This is a genomic window from Parablautia sp. Marseille-Q6255, from assembly GCF_951230155.1.
Taxonomy (GTDB): Bacteria; Bacillota; Clostridia; order Lachnospirales; family Lachnospiraceae; genus Choladousia.
The window spans coordinates 149,452-164,730 of the sequence record NZ_CATNVD010000005.1; the positions used below are offsets into that span (position 1 = coordinate 149,452).

The 15,279-nt window shown below is 51.4% G+C and carries 13 protein-coding genes; 10 read left to right on the forward strand and 3 right to left on the reverse strand.

Going from position 1 to position 15,279, the window contains the following annotated elements; all coding sequences use genetic code 11:
* From QOX44_RS05280 to ftsZ, 4 genes are all read left to right on the forward strand, one after another.
* Entirely contained in the window at positions 1–1,092 is a 1,092-nt protein-coding gene (locus tag QOX44_RS05280; protein ID WP_283681857.1) for an FtsW/RodA/SpoVE family cell cycle protein, read from the forward strand.
* Positions 1,093–1,158: 66 nt separating this feature from the next.
* Positions 1,159–2,403 carry a UDP-N-acetylglucosamine 1-carboxyvinyltransferase gene (gene murA, locus QOX44_RS05285; protein WP_283681858.1) on the forward strand — a complete coding sequence of 415 codons (1,245 nt, stop codon included), beginning with the start codon at positions 1,159–1,161 and terminating at the stop codon, positions 2,401–2,403.
* 155 nt (positions 2,404–2,558) lie between these two features.
* Positions 2,559–3,695: a cell division protein FtsQ/DivIB gene (locus QOX44_RS05290; RefSeq protein WP_283681859.1), complete on the forward strand. Its 1,137-nt coding sequence runs from the start codon at positions 2,559–2,561 to the stop codon at positions 3,693–3,695.
* A 246-nt stretch (positions 3,696–3,941) separates the two neighbouring features.
* Positions 3,942–5,084 carry a cell division protein FtsZ gene (gene ftsZ, locus QOX44_RS05295; RefSeq protein ID WP_283681940.1) on the forward strand — a complete coding sequence of 381 codons (1,143 nt, stop codon included), beginning with the start codon at positions 3,942–3,944 and terminating at the stop codon, positions 5,082–5,084.
* A 197-nt stretch (positions 5,085–5,281) separates the two neighbouring features.
* Here ftsZ and QOX44_RS05300 read toward each other — a convergent pair whose 3' ends face one another.
* Both QOX44_RS05300 and aroE read right to left on the reverse strand, forming a co-directional pair.
* Positions 5,282–6,040, reverse strand: coding sequence for a hypothetical protein (locus QOX44_RS05300; protein WP_283681860.1), 759 nt, complete (start codon positions 6,038–6,040; stop codon positions 5,282–5,284).
* Positions 6,041–6,124: 84 nt separating this feature from the next.
* Positions 6,125–6,991 carry a shikimate dehydrogenase gene (gene aroE / locus QOX44_RS05305; protein WP_283681861.1) on the reverse strand — a complete coding sequence of 289 codons (867 nt, stop codon included), beginning with the start codon at positions 6,989–6,991 and terminating at the stop codon, positions 6,125–6,127.
* A gap of 222 nt (positions 6,992–7,213) precedes the next feature.
* Between aroE and aroD the strand changes: the two genes are divergently transcribed.
* From aroD to sigG, 4 genes are all read left to right on the forward strand, one after another.
* On the forward strand, positions 7,214–8,008 hold the full coding sequence (gene aroD, locus QOX44_RS05310; RefSeq protein ID WP_283681863.1) for a type I 3-dehydroquinate dehydratase: 795 nt from the start codon (positions 7,214–7,216) through the stop codon (positions 8,006–8,008).
* Between the two features lie 188 nt (positions 8,009–8,196).
* Entirely contained in the window at positions 8,197–9,072 is an 876-nt protein-coding gene (locus QOX44_RS05315; RefSeq protein ID WP_283681865.1) for a sigma-E processing peptidase SpoIIGA, read from the forward strand.
* A complete protein-coding gene (gene sigE / locus QOX44_RS05320; RefSeq protein WP_283681869.1) occupies positions 8,987–9,727 on the forward strand; it encodes an RNA polymerase sporulation sigma factor SigE in 741 nt (246 codons plus the stop codon). Before QOX44_RS05315 ends, sigE begins: the two co-directional genes overlap by 86 nt.
* A gap of 118 nt (positions 9,728–9,845) precedes the next feature.
* On the forward strand, positions 9,846–10,625 hold the full coding sequence (gene sigG / locus QOX44_RS05325; RefSeq protein WP_283681871.1) for an RNA polymerase sporulation sigma factor SigG: 780 nt from the start codon (positions 9,846–9,848) through the stop codon (positions 10,623–10,625).
* A 10-nt stretch (positions 10,626–10,635) separates the two neighbouring features.
* On the opposite strand, the gene QOX44_RS05330 is transcribed toward sigG, so the two are convergent.
* Positions 10,636–10,893 (reverse strand): YlmC/YmxH family sporulation protein, encoded by a 258-nt coding sequence (locus QOX44_RS05330; RefSeq protein WP_283681942.1) that lies wholly within the window; start codon positions 10,891–10,893, stop codon positions 10,636–10,638.
* A 189-nt stretch (positions 10,894–11,082) separates the two neighbouring features.
* Here QOX44_RS05330 and nrdR point away from each other — a divergent pair, with 189 nt between their 5' ends.
* Together nrdR and QOX44_RS05340 are read left to right on the forward strand one after the other, a co-directional pair.
* Positions 11,083–11,532 (forward strand): transcriptional regulator NrdR, encoded by a 450-nt coding sequence (gene nrdR / locus QOX44_RS05335; RefSeq protein ID WP_283681872.1) that lies wholly within the window; start codon positions 11,083–11,085, stop codon positions 11,530–11,532.
* 181 nt (positions 11,533–11,713) lie between these two features.
* A complete protein-coding gene (locus tag QOX44_RS05340) occupies positions 11,714–15,268 on the forward strand; it encodes a DUF5717 family protein (RefSeq protein ID WP_283681873.1) in 3,555 nt (1,184 codons plus the stop codon).
* The last annotated feature ends 11 nt before the right edge of the window (positions 15,269–15,279 follow it).

Genomic DNA, 15,279 nt, shown 5'->3' on the forward strand with positions numbered 1-15,279 from the left:
TTGCAGTCAAAGTCAGGGAAAACAGACGGGATACTGTTTGTTCTCGTATTATTTCTTACCGCCTTCGGGCTGGTCGTTCTTTACAGTATGAGCGCATATAATGGGCAGGTCCGCTTTGGTGACTCTGCCTATTATTTTAAGAAGCAATTCTTTGCGGTAGCGCTGGGGCTGGTGGTGATGTGCCAGATAGCGGCGCTGGATTACCACGTGCTCCTGCGTTTTTCTGTACCGGCATATATGCTTTCTCTTGTACTCTCCGGCGCAGTTTTGCTCTTTGGAGATGCGTACAATGGTTCCAGACGCTGGCTGTCCATCGGACCTCTTTCTTTTCAGCCGGCAGAGTATGCAAAGCCGGCCGTTATCCTGCTTCTGGCAGGGATCGTAGGGAGGATGGACTACCGAAAGAGCGGACGCATGATCGGGGCAGTGCTGCTTCTGGTGCTTCCGGTCATTGGTCTGGTTGGCACAAATAATCTGAGCACCGCAGTGATCATACTGGGGATCGCCGTACTGATGATCTTTCTTTCTAATCCGCGGTATCTGCCGTTTTTGTGGATCGTTCTGGCCGGGAGCGGCTTCCTTGGCATATTCCTGAGCCTGGAATCCTACCGTCTGGAGCGGCTTGCCATCTGGCGCAACCCGGAGCTTTACGAAAAGGGCTATCAGACGATGCAGGGGCTTTACGCGATCGGCTCGGGCGGCCTGTTTGGGCGGGGGCTTGGGAACAGCCTGCAAAAGCTCGGATTTGTGCCGGAGGCACAAAATGATATGATCTTTGCAGTGATCTGCGAAGAAATGGGGCTGATCGGCGCGCTTCTTCTGATGCTTTTGTTCCTGCTGCTGATCTGGCGGTTTATGGTGATCGCGACGCATGCGCCGGATCTGTCAGGGACGCTGATCGCTGCCGGGATACTGGGGCACATTGCACTTCAGGTTATTTTAAACATTGCGGTTGTGACAAATACGATCCCTAATACGGGTATCACGCTTCCGTTCATCAGCTATGGCGGCACCTCTGTGCTGTTTCTGCTCTCCGAGATGGGGCTGGCGCTTTCTGTCAGCAGACACTGCAGTTATCCGGGAAAACGGTAAAAGGTGTAACAAAATGTCCTTTCCGGCATATACTAAGATATAAGAACAAGGAGCCGGAGGATACAAGTGAGTTATCTGGAAATTTCTGGAGGAAGAACGCTTTGCGGGGAGATCAGCGTGCAGGGTTCCAAGAATGCAGTGCTTCCGATCCTGGCAGCATGTCTTCTGGGAGAAGGCGTCTGTGTGATTGAAAACTGTCCGCAGATAGGGGATGTAGAGGATACACTGGAAATCCTGCGCGCACTCGGATGCAGCGTATGCACCTGCGGGCACACGGTGCAGATTCATGCTTCCGGCGCAGGGATTTATGAGATAAAAAGGGCAGAAGCAGTCAGAATCCGCTCTTCTGTCTTGTTTTTAGGCGCACTTCTTGGTAAAATGAAAAAAGCGGTGATCCCGCTGCCGGGCGGCTGCGCGATCGGAAAGCGTCCGGTCGATCAGCATTTATGCGCGCTGGAAGCGCTTGGCGCCCGTTTTTGTATCGATGAGACGATCACTGCGTCGACGCAGGGACTGCACGGAGCCCGGATCACGCTGGCGATGCCGAGTGTGGGGGCGACGGAGAACGCAGTGCTTGCAGCAATGATGGCAGATGGAGAGACCGTGATCCAAAATGCCGCGAAAGAGCCGGAGATTGATGAGCTATGCGCATTTTTGCAAAGGCGCGGCGGCTGCATTGCAAGAGAAGCAGACGGCACGATCCGCATACAGGGCGGACGTCCGCTCGGACCGGCCGTATACCGTATGCAGGCGGACCGTATTGTATCGGGGACGTATCTGCTGGCAGGCGCAGCGACCGGAGGATATGTAAAAATACAAAACGATGCAGGGCAGACACTGGCCTCCCTGTTTTCTGTTCTGCGGCAGATGGGAGTGCACTGCGGGACCAGCGGCGGAGCAGCCTTCGTACAGGGCGGTCCGGTATCCGCGCTTTCTTATGTAGAGACAGCTCCGTATCCGGGGTTTCCGACGGACCTGCAGTCTCCGCTGATGGCGGCGCTTTGCAGGACGCAGGGAACAAGCTGCATCTGCGAGACGATTTTTGAAAACAGGTTCCGCACCGTGGAGGAGCTTTTGAAGATGGGCGCCAGGATCACGGTAGAAGGACGCTGCGCACAGATCCGGGGTGTGCCGGCCCTGCGAGGCAGCGTTGTGAGCGCGCCGGACCTCCGGGGAGGAGCGGCACTCGTGATCGCTGCTTTGCAGGCAAAGGGGCGCACCGTAATCACAGATACGGGATATATCGAACGCGGCTATGAGGACATCAGCCGGGATCTCTCCTGCCTGGGGGCAGATATCAGGCGGATATAAAGCGCCGGAAGCTGATTTCCGGCATGACATTCCTGCACGGCGGATGCAAGAGTGCGGCTAAACAGGCAGAAAAACAGACAGCAAAGATACATCAGCGGAAAATACAGATAAGGTACGGTGAGAAGATGGGCATAAGAAATAAAAGGAAAAGGAGAATGATCCGGGCAGGGGTGCTGCTGACAGTGCTTGCACTGCTGGCAGGAGCTGCCTTTTTGTTTCAGGTAAAAAAGATTACAGTTTATGGAAATGACAGACATTCGTCAAAGGAAATCTCTCAGGGACTGTCGAATGACTTTCTGACGCGCAATACGCTGTACCTTCTGTGGAAGTATAAGGATGGGGAGATCCCGGATACCCTGCCGTTTCTGGATTCCCTCCATGTGCAGATGAAGTCTCCTTCCAGCATAGAGGTACAGGTGAAGGAGAAGAAGCTGACTGCCTATATGGATAAGGGCGGGTATGTGTATTTTGACGAGGACGGCACAGTGCTCGAGATCTCCGATGAGGTATATGAAAAGATTCCTCTGATCACAGGGGTACCGGTGGGAGAAGTGACGCTGTATCAGAAGCTCCCGACAGAGAGCAGTGCACAGCTTCGAACGATCTTAAGTCTCACAGACCTGCTGGCCTACTATGAACTGAACGCATCAGAGATACGTTTTGGAGATAATATGGAGATCACCGTATTTATCGACGGTGTGGAGGTACAGCTTGGTCAGGACGAATACCTGGAAGAAAAGATAGCGAATCTGAATAAGATCATGCCGAAGCTGGAAGGACAGTATGGCGCCCTGCATCTGGAGAGCTTCACAGGGCGCAACGAACCAGTATCGTTTACGCCTACACAGGGACCCGAGATCGAGGACGTATCAGAGGGACCGGGAGGCTCGGATGATGCGGACGCAGCAGGCGGGGAAGCGAACGGAGGCGATGCAGAAACGGATGCACCAGAGGAAGACGGTGGAGACGGCGCCGATGCAGGCAGTACAGATGGGGCGCAGGGAGCAGATCCTGCGGACACAGCAGACGGCGCAGGGACAGACGATCCGGGAGCAGACGCACAGGGCGCGGATGGAGCGCCGGAAGAAGACGGACAGGAGGATACAGGCACTGTCTATCCAATGGTATATGACTCCTCAGGGACGCTGGTCTACAATGTGCATGTGGAAAATGGGGTCGTAGTAGATGCGAACGGCAATCCGGTCGCAGGCGTGATCGTAAATGAAAACGGGAACGTTCAGGATGCATACATGAATCAGTTTGATCCACAGACGGGAGAGCTGATCCAGTAAACGGTGATCATGTGCCGGAAAGTGGTGACAGTTCAGCCATATACAAAGATTACAGAAAATCTTCGTTCTCAGGCAAGCCTGAATTCAGATTTCTGTAACTTTGTGCATGGCTGGACTGTTACAGAAATTGCAACTATTTTGAAAATGGTACTTGATAAATTCCCAAAATACTTATATTATAAAAGATAGTACGGTGACAGTGGGGATGCCGGGCTACAAAAAGGAGGAACTACGGTGTTAGAGATTATGTCAAATGAAACGGAAGCAGCCGCAAAGATAATCGTTATCGGTGTCGGTGGCGCTGGAAATAATGCAGTAAATAGAATGGTTGAAGATACGATCGGAGGAGTAGAGTTTATCGGAGTGAATACAGATAAACAGGCACTGCTCCTGTGCAAGGCGCCGACCACGATCCAGATCGGCGAGAAGGTTACAAAGGGACTCGGCGCGGGTGCAAGACCGGAGGTAGGCCAGCAGGCTGCTGAGGAGAGCGCAGAGGAGATCCGTCAGGCAGTTCAGGGTGCGGACATGGTATTTGTCACCTGTGGTATGGGAGGCGGTACCGGTACAGGTGCGGCTCCGGTTGTGGCAGGCATTGCGAAGGAAATGGGGATCCTTACGGTAGGTGTTGTGACGAAGCCGTTCCGCTTCGAGGGCAAGACACGTATGAATAATGCGCTGGCAGGTATTGAGCGCCTGAAAGCAAACGTAGATACGCTGATCGTTATCCCGAATGACAAGCTTCTTGAGATCGTGGATCGCCGGACAACGATGCCGGAGTCTTTGAAGAAGGCAGATGAGGTATTGCAGCAGGCAGTACAGGGCATTACAGATCTGATCAATCTGCCGGCTCTGATCAATCTTGACTTTGCTGACGTACAGACAGTCATGATCGATAAGGGGATCGCACATATCGGTATCGGACAGGCCAAGGGTGATGATAAGGCACTTGAGGCAGTTAAGCAGGCTGTATCGAGCCCGCTGCTTGAGACAACGATCGAGGGTGCGACTCACGTTATCATCAATATCTCAGGAGATATCTCCCTCATTGATGCAAATGAGGCTGCAAGCTATGTTCAGGAGCTGGCAGGAGAAAATGCAAATATTATCTTTGGTGCGCTGTTCGATGATACATACGCAGATGAGGCAAGCGTGACAGTCATCGCTACAGGTCTTGACGACAAGGCAGCTGCGAAGGAGCAGCCGAAGCAGAGAAGTTCTATGCCGGATTTCGGTTTTATGAGAAAGGACAGTACATCGTCCTCCTCCTCTTTTGCAAAAGCACCGACGACGCCGCTTCGTGCGCCGCAGCTTAACTCGATGCGCACACCGGAAAGCAAGGTGCAGGAGAGAGATATCCAGATTCCGGACTTCCTGAAGAGAAGCTAAGAGCTGGTTTGGAAAAATAAGAAAAAAGTGAAAATGGACTGCTGTAAAATACTGTTTCCGATAGATTTTCGGTGTATTTTACAGCAGTCCATTTTTTATGGTACAGGAGAGCTCTCACCCTCCTGAACCATAGAACCGGGGTGTGCACGGACGCAGAGGTCAGTCCCGGTCGCAGGGATCAGTCCCGGTTGCAGGGATCAGTCCCAGTCGTCGTGGTCATCGTGGTCGTAACGGTCGTCCCAGTCATCGTGGTCATCATGGTCGTAACGGTCATCCCAGTCATCCTGGCCGCGGACAACTTTTACGGTAAAGGTGACGGTCTGACCAGTCTGTGTGTTTTTGCAGGAGATCTTTGTTGTCCCTGCTTTTTTTGCGTAAAATTCTACTTCGTCATCGCGGCGGTCATCATCGTCAAAACGGATGACATCCGGATCCTGGATACTCCACTGCAGGTATCTGTCTTTTAAGCCGCGGTACTTTTTGATCTTCAGCTCAAAATCATCTCCGGATTCAACGGTTCTTGTTGCCGGGCCGTAGATTTTGATCTTTTTTTGCGGAGTCTTTGCTTCCCTGACCTTTACGGTGAAGGTCACTTTCTTTTTTGTGCCTCGGATGGAGCAGGTGATCTTTGCCGTACCTTTTTTCCGGGCTCTCAGTTCTATTTCATCGTCGGAGCGGTCATCATCGTCAAAACGCACGTATTTTGATCCAGATGTGATGCTCCATTTTAAGAAATCCTCGTCTGCATCGTACGGTCTGGTGCGCACGCGCAGATGAAACTCACTTCCGGCAGTGACTGTGATCGTCTTTTTTCCGGCAGCCAGGATTTTGGAAGGCTTTACGTCATCGTCAGCCAGTGCGGGAAGAGAAAAGGTGAACAGGACCATAAGTCCCAGAAGAACGAGTGCAAACAGCTTTCTGCTGTGTGAATGAATGGTATCTTTTAATGCTTTCATAGTAATGCTCCTTTCTAGTTGCTTTGTTATTTGATGACGTTATTGTAGTGCATAAAGATTAAAGAAAAATTAAAAATAGAAAAATCAGGAAAAAAATCTGTCGCGTATGTCTCCGATCGGCATATCCTGACCAGTCCAGATCGAGAAAGCCGCAGCCCCCTGATAAAGCAGCATATAAAGTCCGTTTGCTGTGCGGCAGCCTGCCTGCTGCGCGTCTGCGAGCAGCTTTGTCTGACGGGGATTGTAGATAATATCAGAGACAAAAAGGTCTTTGTGGAAGCAGGACGGATCTGCGATCGGAGATGCTCCGGCATGCGGCGCCATACCGATAGAGGTCGCATTCGTAAGCAGACTGCTTTTTTGGATCACTTCCTGCACTGCTTTTGTGTCAGCAAGATCTGTGACATCAGCGCGGCAGCCGGTTTGTCTGTTGATCAGCGCGGCAAGCCGGTTCGCGTTTTCCCAGGAACGCCCGCGCCGGTTTACGATATGGAGTGCGGGCACCTGATCGAGCGCTGCCTGTACTGCGATAGAGGAGGCAGCTCCGCCTGCGCCAAGGAGCGTCATCTCACCGCCGGTAATATCATATCCGGCGTCTTTTAAGGACTGGATATACCCGATCCCGTCCGTATTATGGCCGATCAGCCGTCCATTTTCATTTTTGACGGTATTGACTGCGCCTGTCATTGCGGCGGCTGACGTAAGGTCGTCCAGATACGGGAGCACACGCTCTTTATCCGGCATAGTGAGATTAAATCCAAGCACATTCATCTCACGCAGCGTCTGGATCATTGTCTGCAGATCGGCATGTCCTGTATCAAAGCACAGGTAAACATAGTCCAGTCCGAGCAGACGGAACGCTTCATTGTGCATCATCGGTGAAATACTGTGGGCAACAGGGCTTCCCAGAAGACAGCAAAGCCGCGTATGTCCGGTGATCTGATTGTACATAGGCAACACTCCTTTGACATGATTTTGTAAGCTCCCGCTCGTTAACACTTATTATAGCACATTTTGAGGGAGTTGGGACGGCTGATTTGAGCGGGGCGGCCACCCTGCATATTTCTACGGAGAATCTTTATTTTTCTTGACATCCGGAGGGAAAAACAGCACAATAAAAGAACAGAAAGTAAGGCATGAACAGATGGATAAGAGAAAAGGAGAACAGGGCATATGAAAACAGTAAGCGTGCGCGATACAGTATTTGGGGAGGGGCTTGCGAAGATCTGTATTCCGGTGACTGCGCGCAATATGGAGGAGCTTGAGCAGCAGCTGGAAGGACTGACAGAGGAGCCATGGGATCTGGTCGAGTGGAGAGCTGATTTTTTTGAGGAGGGGCTGCGAAAGCATACCTGTGAGGAGAAGGATACCGGGTGGTATATGCAGCCTCTGCGCAGGATCCGGGATGCGGCTGCCGACAGACCGCTTTTGTTTACATTTCGCACAAAGCAGGAGGGCGGAGAGCGCGAAATCTCTTTGGAGGAGTATGAACAGCTAAATGAGAGCGTAGCCGCTTCCGGGCTTGCAGACCTGATCGATATAGAAATCAACCGGGGAGAGGAGCTGTTTGAAAGGCTGACAGAAAAGGTGCATGCGCAGAACAGTCTGTGCGGACGGGGCGTCTGCACGGTCGGGTCCTTTCATGATTTTTACACAACTTTGCCCAGGCATAAGATCGTGGAGACGCTGTGCAGGATGCAGCAGCTTGGAGCAGATCTGACAAAGGCTGCAGTGATGCCGCGGGAGGAGCGGGATGTGCTGACACTCTTAGAAGCAGCTCTTGATATGAAAAAACAGTTTGCGGACCGGCCATTTATCACCATGTCTATGGGGAAGATGGGGGCAGTCAGCCGGATCTGCGGCACCCTGAGCGGGTCGGCAGTTACCTTTGCGACAGCCGGAAGGGCATCTGCGCCAGGACAGCTGGACGCACGAACCGTAGAGGGCATATTAAAGAAACTATCCTGACATCTTATCTATACGGAAAAGACCTGAAAGCAGACCAGAAAAACGTCCGCTTTGAGGTCTTTTTTTGGCGTGGTGCCGCGGTGTCGAGAGCTGTCGATGAAAACAGCGGTTTTGCGGACCGGATTTGACAAAATGAGCACCCTCTGCGGAGTATACTGTGTATCAGTTACTGCCGCAGGGGGTGCTTTGTGTATTATGAGTTTTACATAGACCGTTTTTTTGTGGAACATCTGCTGACCGGATATTTGCTTTTGTCTGCCGCAGTGCGTCTGCAAAGACTGGAGGCCTCCGTTGGCAGAGTGCTGTTTGCCGCAGCCGCAAAAGCTGTCGTGATGTGTACGGCGATCGCATTGGGGCTTCCGGGCCTTTACCTGCTTGGCACAGCGGCAGCCGGGGTACTCGTATTTTCAGGAAAAACGCGCAGAGGCTTCTGGCAGGGAATGGGCGCACTGCTATTTGTGACTGTGTGCTTTGCAGGAGTCCTTGAAGCGCTTCTGTCCATGTGGCATTTGCCGGTGATCGCAGGAGTGGTGCTGGCAGACGCAGCTTTCCGGTGGATCGGAAGTTTTGTGCGCAGAAGGATGAGCATGGAAGCATACGCTCAGGCCGAGCTTGTATGCGGAGAAAAAACAGTATGCGTATCCGCCCTTTTTGACAGCGGGAACCGGCTTTCGGAGCCGTTTACAGGGCGTCCGGTGAGCATTGTGGACAGAGCCGCCCTGCTGCCTTTTCTTACAGAGGGGTGGGAGGAAGAAAAAGGGTTTTTGCTGATCCCGTATCACAGCATTGGAACAGGCAGAGGATGGCTTGTGGGTATCACAATAGACTGCATGAAGATACGCACAGGAAGAAATACGGCAGTATGTAAGCGTCCGGTTATTGCGATTTACGAAGGACAAGTCAGCGCCGGAGGAGAGTATCAGATGATTCTTCATCCGATGCATGCGGCGATGCAGATAAGAGGTAGGAGGAAAGAAAATGATAGTAAAGGTAGCTGTACCGCAGAAATTTCAGTTCAGGATGGCAGCGGGTTTCACCGATGTGCTGCTGCGCAGGACAAATGATACGCATTATATCGGAGGGACAGAGGTGCTTCCGGCGCCGCTTGAGCCGGAGCAGGAAAAAGAGCTGATCGGTACACTTGGAAAAGACGGGGATGCCAGAGCAAAAAGCCTTCTGATCGAACATAACCTTCGGCTTGTAGTATACATAGCGAAAAAATTTGACAATACCGGAGTCGGGGTGGAGGATCTGATCTCGATTGGCACGATCGGGCTGATCAAAGCGATCAATACGTTTAATCCGGAGAAAAAGATCAAGCTGGCAACGTATGCGTCCCGTTGTATTGAAAATGAGATATTGATGTATCTGCGGCGCAATAATAAGACGAAGCTGGAGGTATCCATCGACGAACCGCTTAATGTAGACTGGGATGGAAATGAGCTCCTGCTTTCTGACATACTGGGGACAGATGAGGATGTGATCTATAAGGACATGGAGACGCAGGCAGAGCACAGGCAGCTTGCTCTGGCGATCGGAAAGCTTTCCAGCAGAGAGCAGACGATCGTGCAGCTCCGTTTTGGCATCAATATGAAGGACGGGGAAGAAAAGACACAGAAAGAGGTGGCAGATCTGCTTGGGATCTCGCAGTCGTATATCTCGAGACTGGAAAAACGGATCATCAAGCGGCTTCGCCGGGAGATCCTCCGTTTTGAGTAACGCATGCAAAAAAGAAATGTCAAGGACTAAAACTTTTTAAAATTTTGAACGGGAACGAATAGCGCAGACCGAAAACGTGAATCATTCTACCAGAAGATACTTTTTGGAGGATGATCCTATGGCACTTAATAAAGTAGAAATATGCGGCGTCAACACAGCAAAGCTCCCTCTTTTGACCGGAGAGGAAAAGGAGTTCCTGTTTGAGCGAATCAAGGCAGGGGATGAAAATGCGCGTGAACTGTATATTAAGGGCAATCTGAGACTGGTCCTAAGCGTCATTAAGCGTTTTTCCAACAGTAATGAGAATGTGGATGATCTGTTTCAGATCGGCTGTATCGGTCTGATGAAAGCGATCGACAATTTTGATACAGGTCTGAATGTAAAATTTTCCACGTATGCCGTGCCGATGATAATCGGAGAGATCCGGCGGTATCTGCGGGATAATAATTCGATCCGTGTCAGCCGTTCGCTGCGGGATACTGCCTATAAAGCCATCTATGCAAAAGAAAATTATATGAAAAAGAATCTAAAAGAGCCTACGATCAATGAGATCGCCTCAGAGATCGGAATCCCGAAGGAAGAGATCGTCTATGCGATGGACGCGATCCAAAGCCCGGTCAGCCTGTATGAGCCTGTCTATACGGAGGGCGGAGACACGCTGTACGTCATGGATCAGATCAGCGATAAGAAAAATAAAGAGGAAAACTGGGTAGAGTCGATTTCCCTTCGCGAAGCGATGAAGCGGCTCGATGAGAGGGAGCGCCACATCATCGAGCTGCGCTTCTATGAGGGCAGGACACAGATGGAGGTGGCGGCAGAGATCGGCATATCACAGGCACAGGTCAGCCGTCTGGAAAAGAATGCGCTAAAATGTATGCGCAGCTATCTCAGATCCTGACGGCAAACGTCTAGATACATTTGTGCCGGCATTCCTCTTCATTGATGTCGACAAGGATAATGTCACAGCCGATCTGCACAATGCAGCGCCACGGAATAAAGAGCTCAAATTCTCTGCCGAGAAAGCAGCAGAATTTTCCGGGACCGGGTATGATCAGCGCGGTGATGCAGCCGCTTCTGCAGTCGATCTCCAGATCGCTGACGCAGCCAAGAGAACAGCAGGTCTTTATATTGATCACTTCCTTTTGCTTTAGATCATACAGGCGCATGGTTGGTTTCATTTCTTTCATGTAAACCTCTTTTCTGCTTTTTGCGCACCAGACAGGTGCGCGCGGATACCGCTCTTTCTTATCAGTATTGTATGATTTCTGATTGACAGAGGTGCTGCTTTCCGCTATACTCAAGGTATTGTAAGGGCGCAGCAGGCAGTACAGATCGCAGGAGCAGGAGGAAAACACATGAAGTGTCCGTTTTGCAATCAGGACAATACGCGGGTTGTGGATTCACGACCGGCAGACGATAACACCTCTATCAGAAGGAGACGTCTGTGTGATGAGTGCGGAAAGCGTTTTACGACCTATGAAAAGGTAGAGACGATCCCGCTGATCGTGATCAAAAAGGATCAGACCAGGGAACAGTATGACCGCCGCAAAATCGAGGATGGAGTCATGCGCGCCTGCTACAAGAGGCCGATACCGATCCAGAAGATCAGGGAGATGCTTGACGGGACAGAGATGGAGATATTTAACCGGGAAGAAAAAGAGATCGACAGCAAGATCATCGGTGAGATCGTGATGGACAGGCTAAAGGAGCTTGACCCGGTTGCATACGTGAGATTTGCGTCAGTGTACCGCGAGTTTAAGGATGTGAATACATTCATGGACGAGCTGAAAAAGGTACTGGAATAAGGAGATGGAATGGTAAGCTGGATGCGGAACACCCCCGCATCCTTTTTTATGGTATGGGAAAGCGGACATACAGCCTTTTACAGGATTGCACAGAAGAAAGGTTGCGCCAAAAGGCAGATGAGTGTTATACTTGAAACAGACTTAGAAAACGGTGAGTGAGGACTGGCCGGAGGGATACCAATTGAAAAGAAGAATAGAACAGTTATTAAATGGAATATTTGAATATGAGCCGGTTCCGCTTTTGGTGCGGCCGGAAAAACTGGAGCTGTGTGCAAAGCCGGATGAGGTGCTGCGCGGTTCTTTTTATCTGGAGAGTGAGGACCAGAAAAAACTCAGAGGCTTTTTATATACCTCTGATCCCCGGATCATCTGCAGTCCGGTAGAATTTCAGGGGACGTCAAACGAGATACGCTACCAGGCGGACTGCAGCGGGCTGCCAGGAGGGCATCGCCTGCAAGGAGAGATCACGGTGTGCAGCGATCACGGAGAGTACCATATTCCGTACTGCATTCAGGTGGAGGAAACGACACAGGAAGAGGAGCTGCCGTTTGAAGATCTGGAGGCATTTGTGGAAGCTGCGAAGGAGGACTTCCTTCATGCGTTCCATTCATTTGTGCTGCCGACATTTCGCACTCTGCTTAAACGGGAGCATCCGGAGCTGCTGGGACTGTACGATGGCCTGCGTATCCCGGAATCCGGGGCTTTCGGGATGGAAGAATTTCTGGCAGAGATGGGAGCAAAGGAGCGCCTGGAGCTTACGGTGTCTCAGACGCAGTACGAGCTTTCGGATTTGTCAGAGCCTGTCAGACAGACGCTGAAAATAATGAGAAACACATGGGGCTATACAGAGCTTGCGATCGAGTCAGATGCCGGATTTCTGCGCCCGGAAAAGAAGAAGCTTACGACAGAGGACTTTGCCGGAAGCACGTATGAGCTGAATTTTATCGTAGACGCGAATCTGATGCATGCCGGTACCAACTATGCGCGGCTTATACTAAAGGGAGGATCGCAGCAGATCTGCGTGAATATCCGGGCGCATAAGGCGGCAGTGCTGAATACGGGAGGACAGCAGCATATCTGCAAGATTCAGATAAAAGAGCTTGAGGCGCTGTATGTCAGCTTCCGGCTCAAAAAGATAGATCTTGCGGACTGGGTGGAGCATTCCGTCAGCGTGATCAACAATTACCGCAGAGCAGGCGGAAAGGATCCGTTTGCCGATCTGTTTCTTGTGCAGCTTTATTTTGCAGATGGAAGGAAGCAGAAAGCATATCGGCTGCTGGAAAGCTTTGATAATCAGAGATACCGCCTCAATACGCCGCAGCGATATGGATTTTATCTTTATATGACGACCTTCTTTTACCACGAGGCCTCCTATGTGGATCGGGTAGAAGAGGAGATCACGAAGCTGTTCCAGCGGGACAAGACGGACTGGAAGCTGCAGTGGATCCTCCTGTATCTCAAGGAGTCCTTCTTAAAGGATGAAAATGCCCGCTATGAAGCGGTGGCAGAACAGTTTCGCTATGGCTGCCGCAGCCGGATCATGTATCTGGAGGCATATGAGGTGCTCCGGTCGAATCCTTTCCTGATGCGACATCTGGGCGCATATGAGCTGCAGCTTTTGCGGTTTGCTTCGCGGGAGGGGATACTCACAGAGCAGATCATCCGGCAGACGGCAGCGCTTGCGCTGCATCATCCGGTGTTTGATGCCAGGCTGTTTGAAATACTGGCAGCCGGATATCGGCTCTGCCCTTCTACTGAGCTTATCCGGGCAATCTGTGTGCTTTTGATGAAGGGAGAAAAGACGGATCCGGTCTATTTTCCGTGGTATGCAAAGGGCGTGGAAGAGGGACTTCGGATTACGGGACTTTATGAGTATTATATGGAAACAATGGATGAACCGGACATACAGAAGATGCCGCAGATCATCCGCATGTATTTTGCATATGACAGCTCTCTGGATTATAAGAAGAGAGCCGCAATTTACCGTCGTATGGTAGAGGGGCGTGAAGGAGACGCACAGACCTACCGCAATTACCGGGCTGCGATGGAGCGGTTTGCATATGACCAGCTCGAAGCAGGCAGGATCAATGATGATCTGGCAGTGCTTTACCGCACCTTTCTGCGAAAAAATATGCTGACAAAAGCCATGGCAGAGAAGCTTGCGAGGATCATCTGTACGCAAGAGGTACAGTGTGCCGTGCCAAAGGCCCGGAAGATCATTGTCCATTCGCAGAGGCTCCAGACGGAGCAGGCAGTGCTGCTGCAGGAGGGCCGGGCGGCAGTCCCGGTTTATGATCCGGACAGCACGTTTTTTGCAGAGTATGCAGATGGAAGCCGTCATCCGGCGAAGCCTGTGTGCAGCTTCCGCGCTGTTTTTGCAGATTCCGATATGTTCGCATGGTGTGTGGAGCTTGCGGGTGATTTTCCGGGGATCGTGCTGCGCATCTGTATTGAGTGCCTGGACAACGGGCTGATCAACAGCAGGGTTCTGCCCTTTTACCGCGCCGCATGCCGGATGCCGGAGCTTGCGGAAGCGTTCAGAACAAAGCTGCGCGCGGAGGTACTGCACTACTATACGGCACATATCAGAGATGAGTCCCTCCCGGGATTTTTGGATGAGATTTCGTATCTGGAGTATGTCCGGGTGGATAAGGCGGCTCTGATCACACTGCTGGCAGAGGAAGGCAGATGCCAGGAGGCATTTTCGCTTCTTGATGCCTACGGAGCAGAGGGGATCGGTCTGATACAGCTCGTAAGGATCTGCAGCCGCATGGTTCTGGAGCTGGAATTTGGAGAGAATGCGATGCTCACAGCGCTGTGCCATTACTGCTTTGTGAGCGGGAAATACGATGACAAGCTTTTGCGCTACCTCCTCCTGTATTATGAAGGACCGGTGCGTGAAATGGAGCGCATCTGGCAGGCAGCCACGCAGTTTGATCTGGATACGATGCTCCTGGAAGAAAAAATTATGATGATGCTTCTGTTTACGCGAAGCGCGACACAGGGCAGTGAGCAGATCTTTGAGTCGTATCTGAAAAAGATGGGGCGTAAAAAGCTGTGCCGCGCCTATGTCAATCTGAAGTCGTACGAGTACTTTGTGAAAAATGTACCGGTAGCGGACTGCGTGTTCCGGTATATTGAGCGGGAATATCAATACCTGGATGACAGAGGCAGGCTTGCCCAGCAGGAGGAAGTGTGCCGTCTGGCGCTGCTGCAGTATTATGCAAAGGCAGTGCACCTAAGCGACGGACAGCGCGCGCGGGTTTCCAAAATGCTCGAAGAATTTTCAGCGAAGGGTATGCGGTTCGCTTTCTGGCAGCGCTTTGATGAAGAGCTGCTCCGGCCCTATCAGATGGCAGGACGTGTGTTTGCAGAGTATGTGTGCGATCCGCGTAGCCGTGTCTCGATCAGCTACCGTATTCTGGGCAGAGAAGAGACGTATGTAAAAGAAGATGTAAAAAACTATTTTGAGGGGATTTTTGTAAAAGAATTTACTCTGTTTGAGGGAGAGGAGCTGGAATGTCGCCTGGAAGAGGAGCAGGAAAATGGAAAGCAGTGCTCGGATCGCCGTGTGCTGCGGGCCGCCCCGGCATGCGGCAAAGGCACCTCCCGGTATGAGATGCTAAACGGGATCTCACGTGCGGCAGCTTCAGGTGATGAGCAAAAAGTCAGAGAAGAGCTGGAGGCCTATCTGACGATGGAGCACCTGGCAAAAGAAGTATTTACACTCGTATAAGTAGGTGGAGA

Excerpts from the sequence above, each read along its gene's own strand:
- QOX44_RS05330 (WP_283681942.1), bottom strand. The coding sequence starts at position 10,893 with ATGCGCCTGTATGATCTAAAGCAAAAGGAAGTGATCAATATAAAGACC.
- ftsZ (WP_283681940.1), top strand. The coding sequence starts at position 3,942 with ATGTCAAATGAAACGGAAGCAGCCGCAAAGATAATCGTTATCGGTGTC.
- sigE (WP_283681869.1), top strand. The coding sequence starts at position 8,987 with ATGATAGTAAAGGTAGCTGTACCGCAGAAATTTCAGTTCAGGATGGCA.
- QOX44_RS05290 (WP_283681859.1), top strand. The coding sequence starts at position 2,559 with ATGATCCGGGCAGGGGTGCTGCTGACAGTGCTTGCACTGCTGGCAGGA.
- aroD (WP_283681863.1), top strand. The coding sequence starts at position 7,214 with ATGAAAACAGTAAGCGTGCGCGATACAGTATTTGGGGAGGGGCTTGCG.
- sigG (WP_283681871.1), top strand. The coding sequence starts at position 9,846 with ATGGCACTTAATAAAGTAGAAATATGCGGCGTCAACACAGCAAAGCTC.
- QOX44_RS05300 (WP_283681860.1), bottom strand. The coding sequence starts at position 6,040 with ATGAAAGCATTAAAAGATACCATTCATTCACACAGCAGAAAGCTGTTT.
- nrdR (WP_283681872.1), top strand. The coding sequence starts at position 11,083 with ATGAAGTGTCCGTTTTGCAATCAGGACAATACGCGGGTTGTGGATTCA.
- aroE (WP_283681861.1), bottom strand. The coding sequence starts at position 6,991 with ATGTACAATCAGATCACCGGACATACGCGGCTTTGCTGTCTTCTGGGA.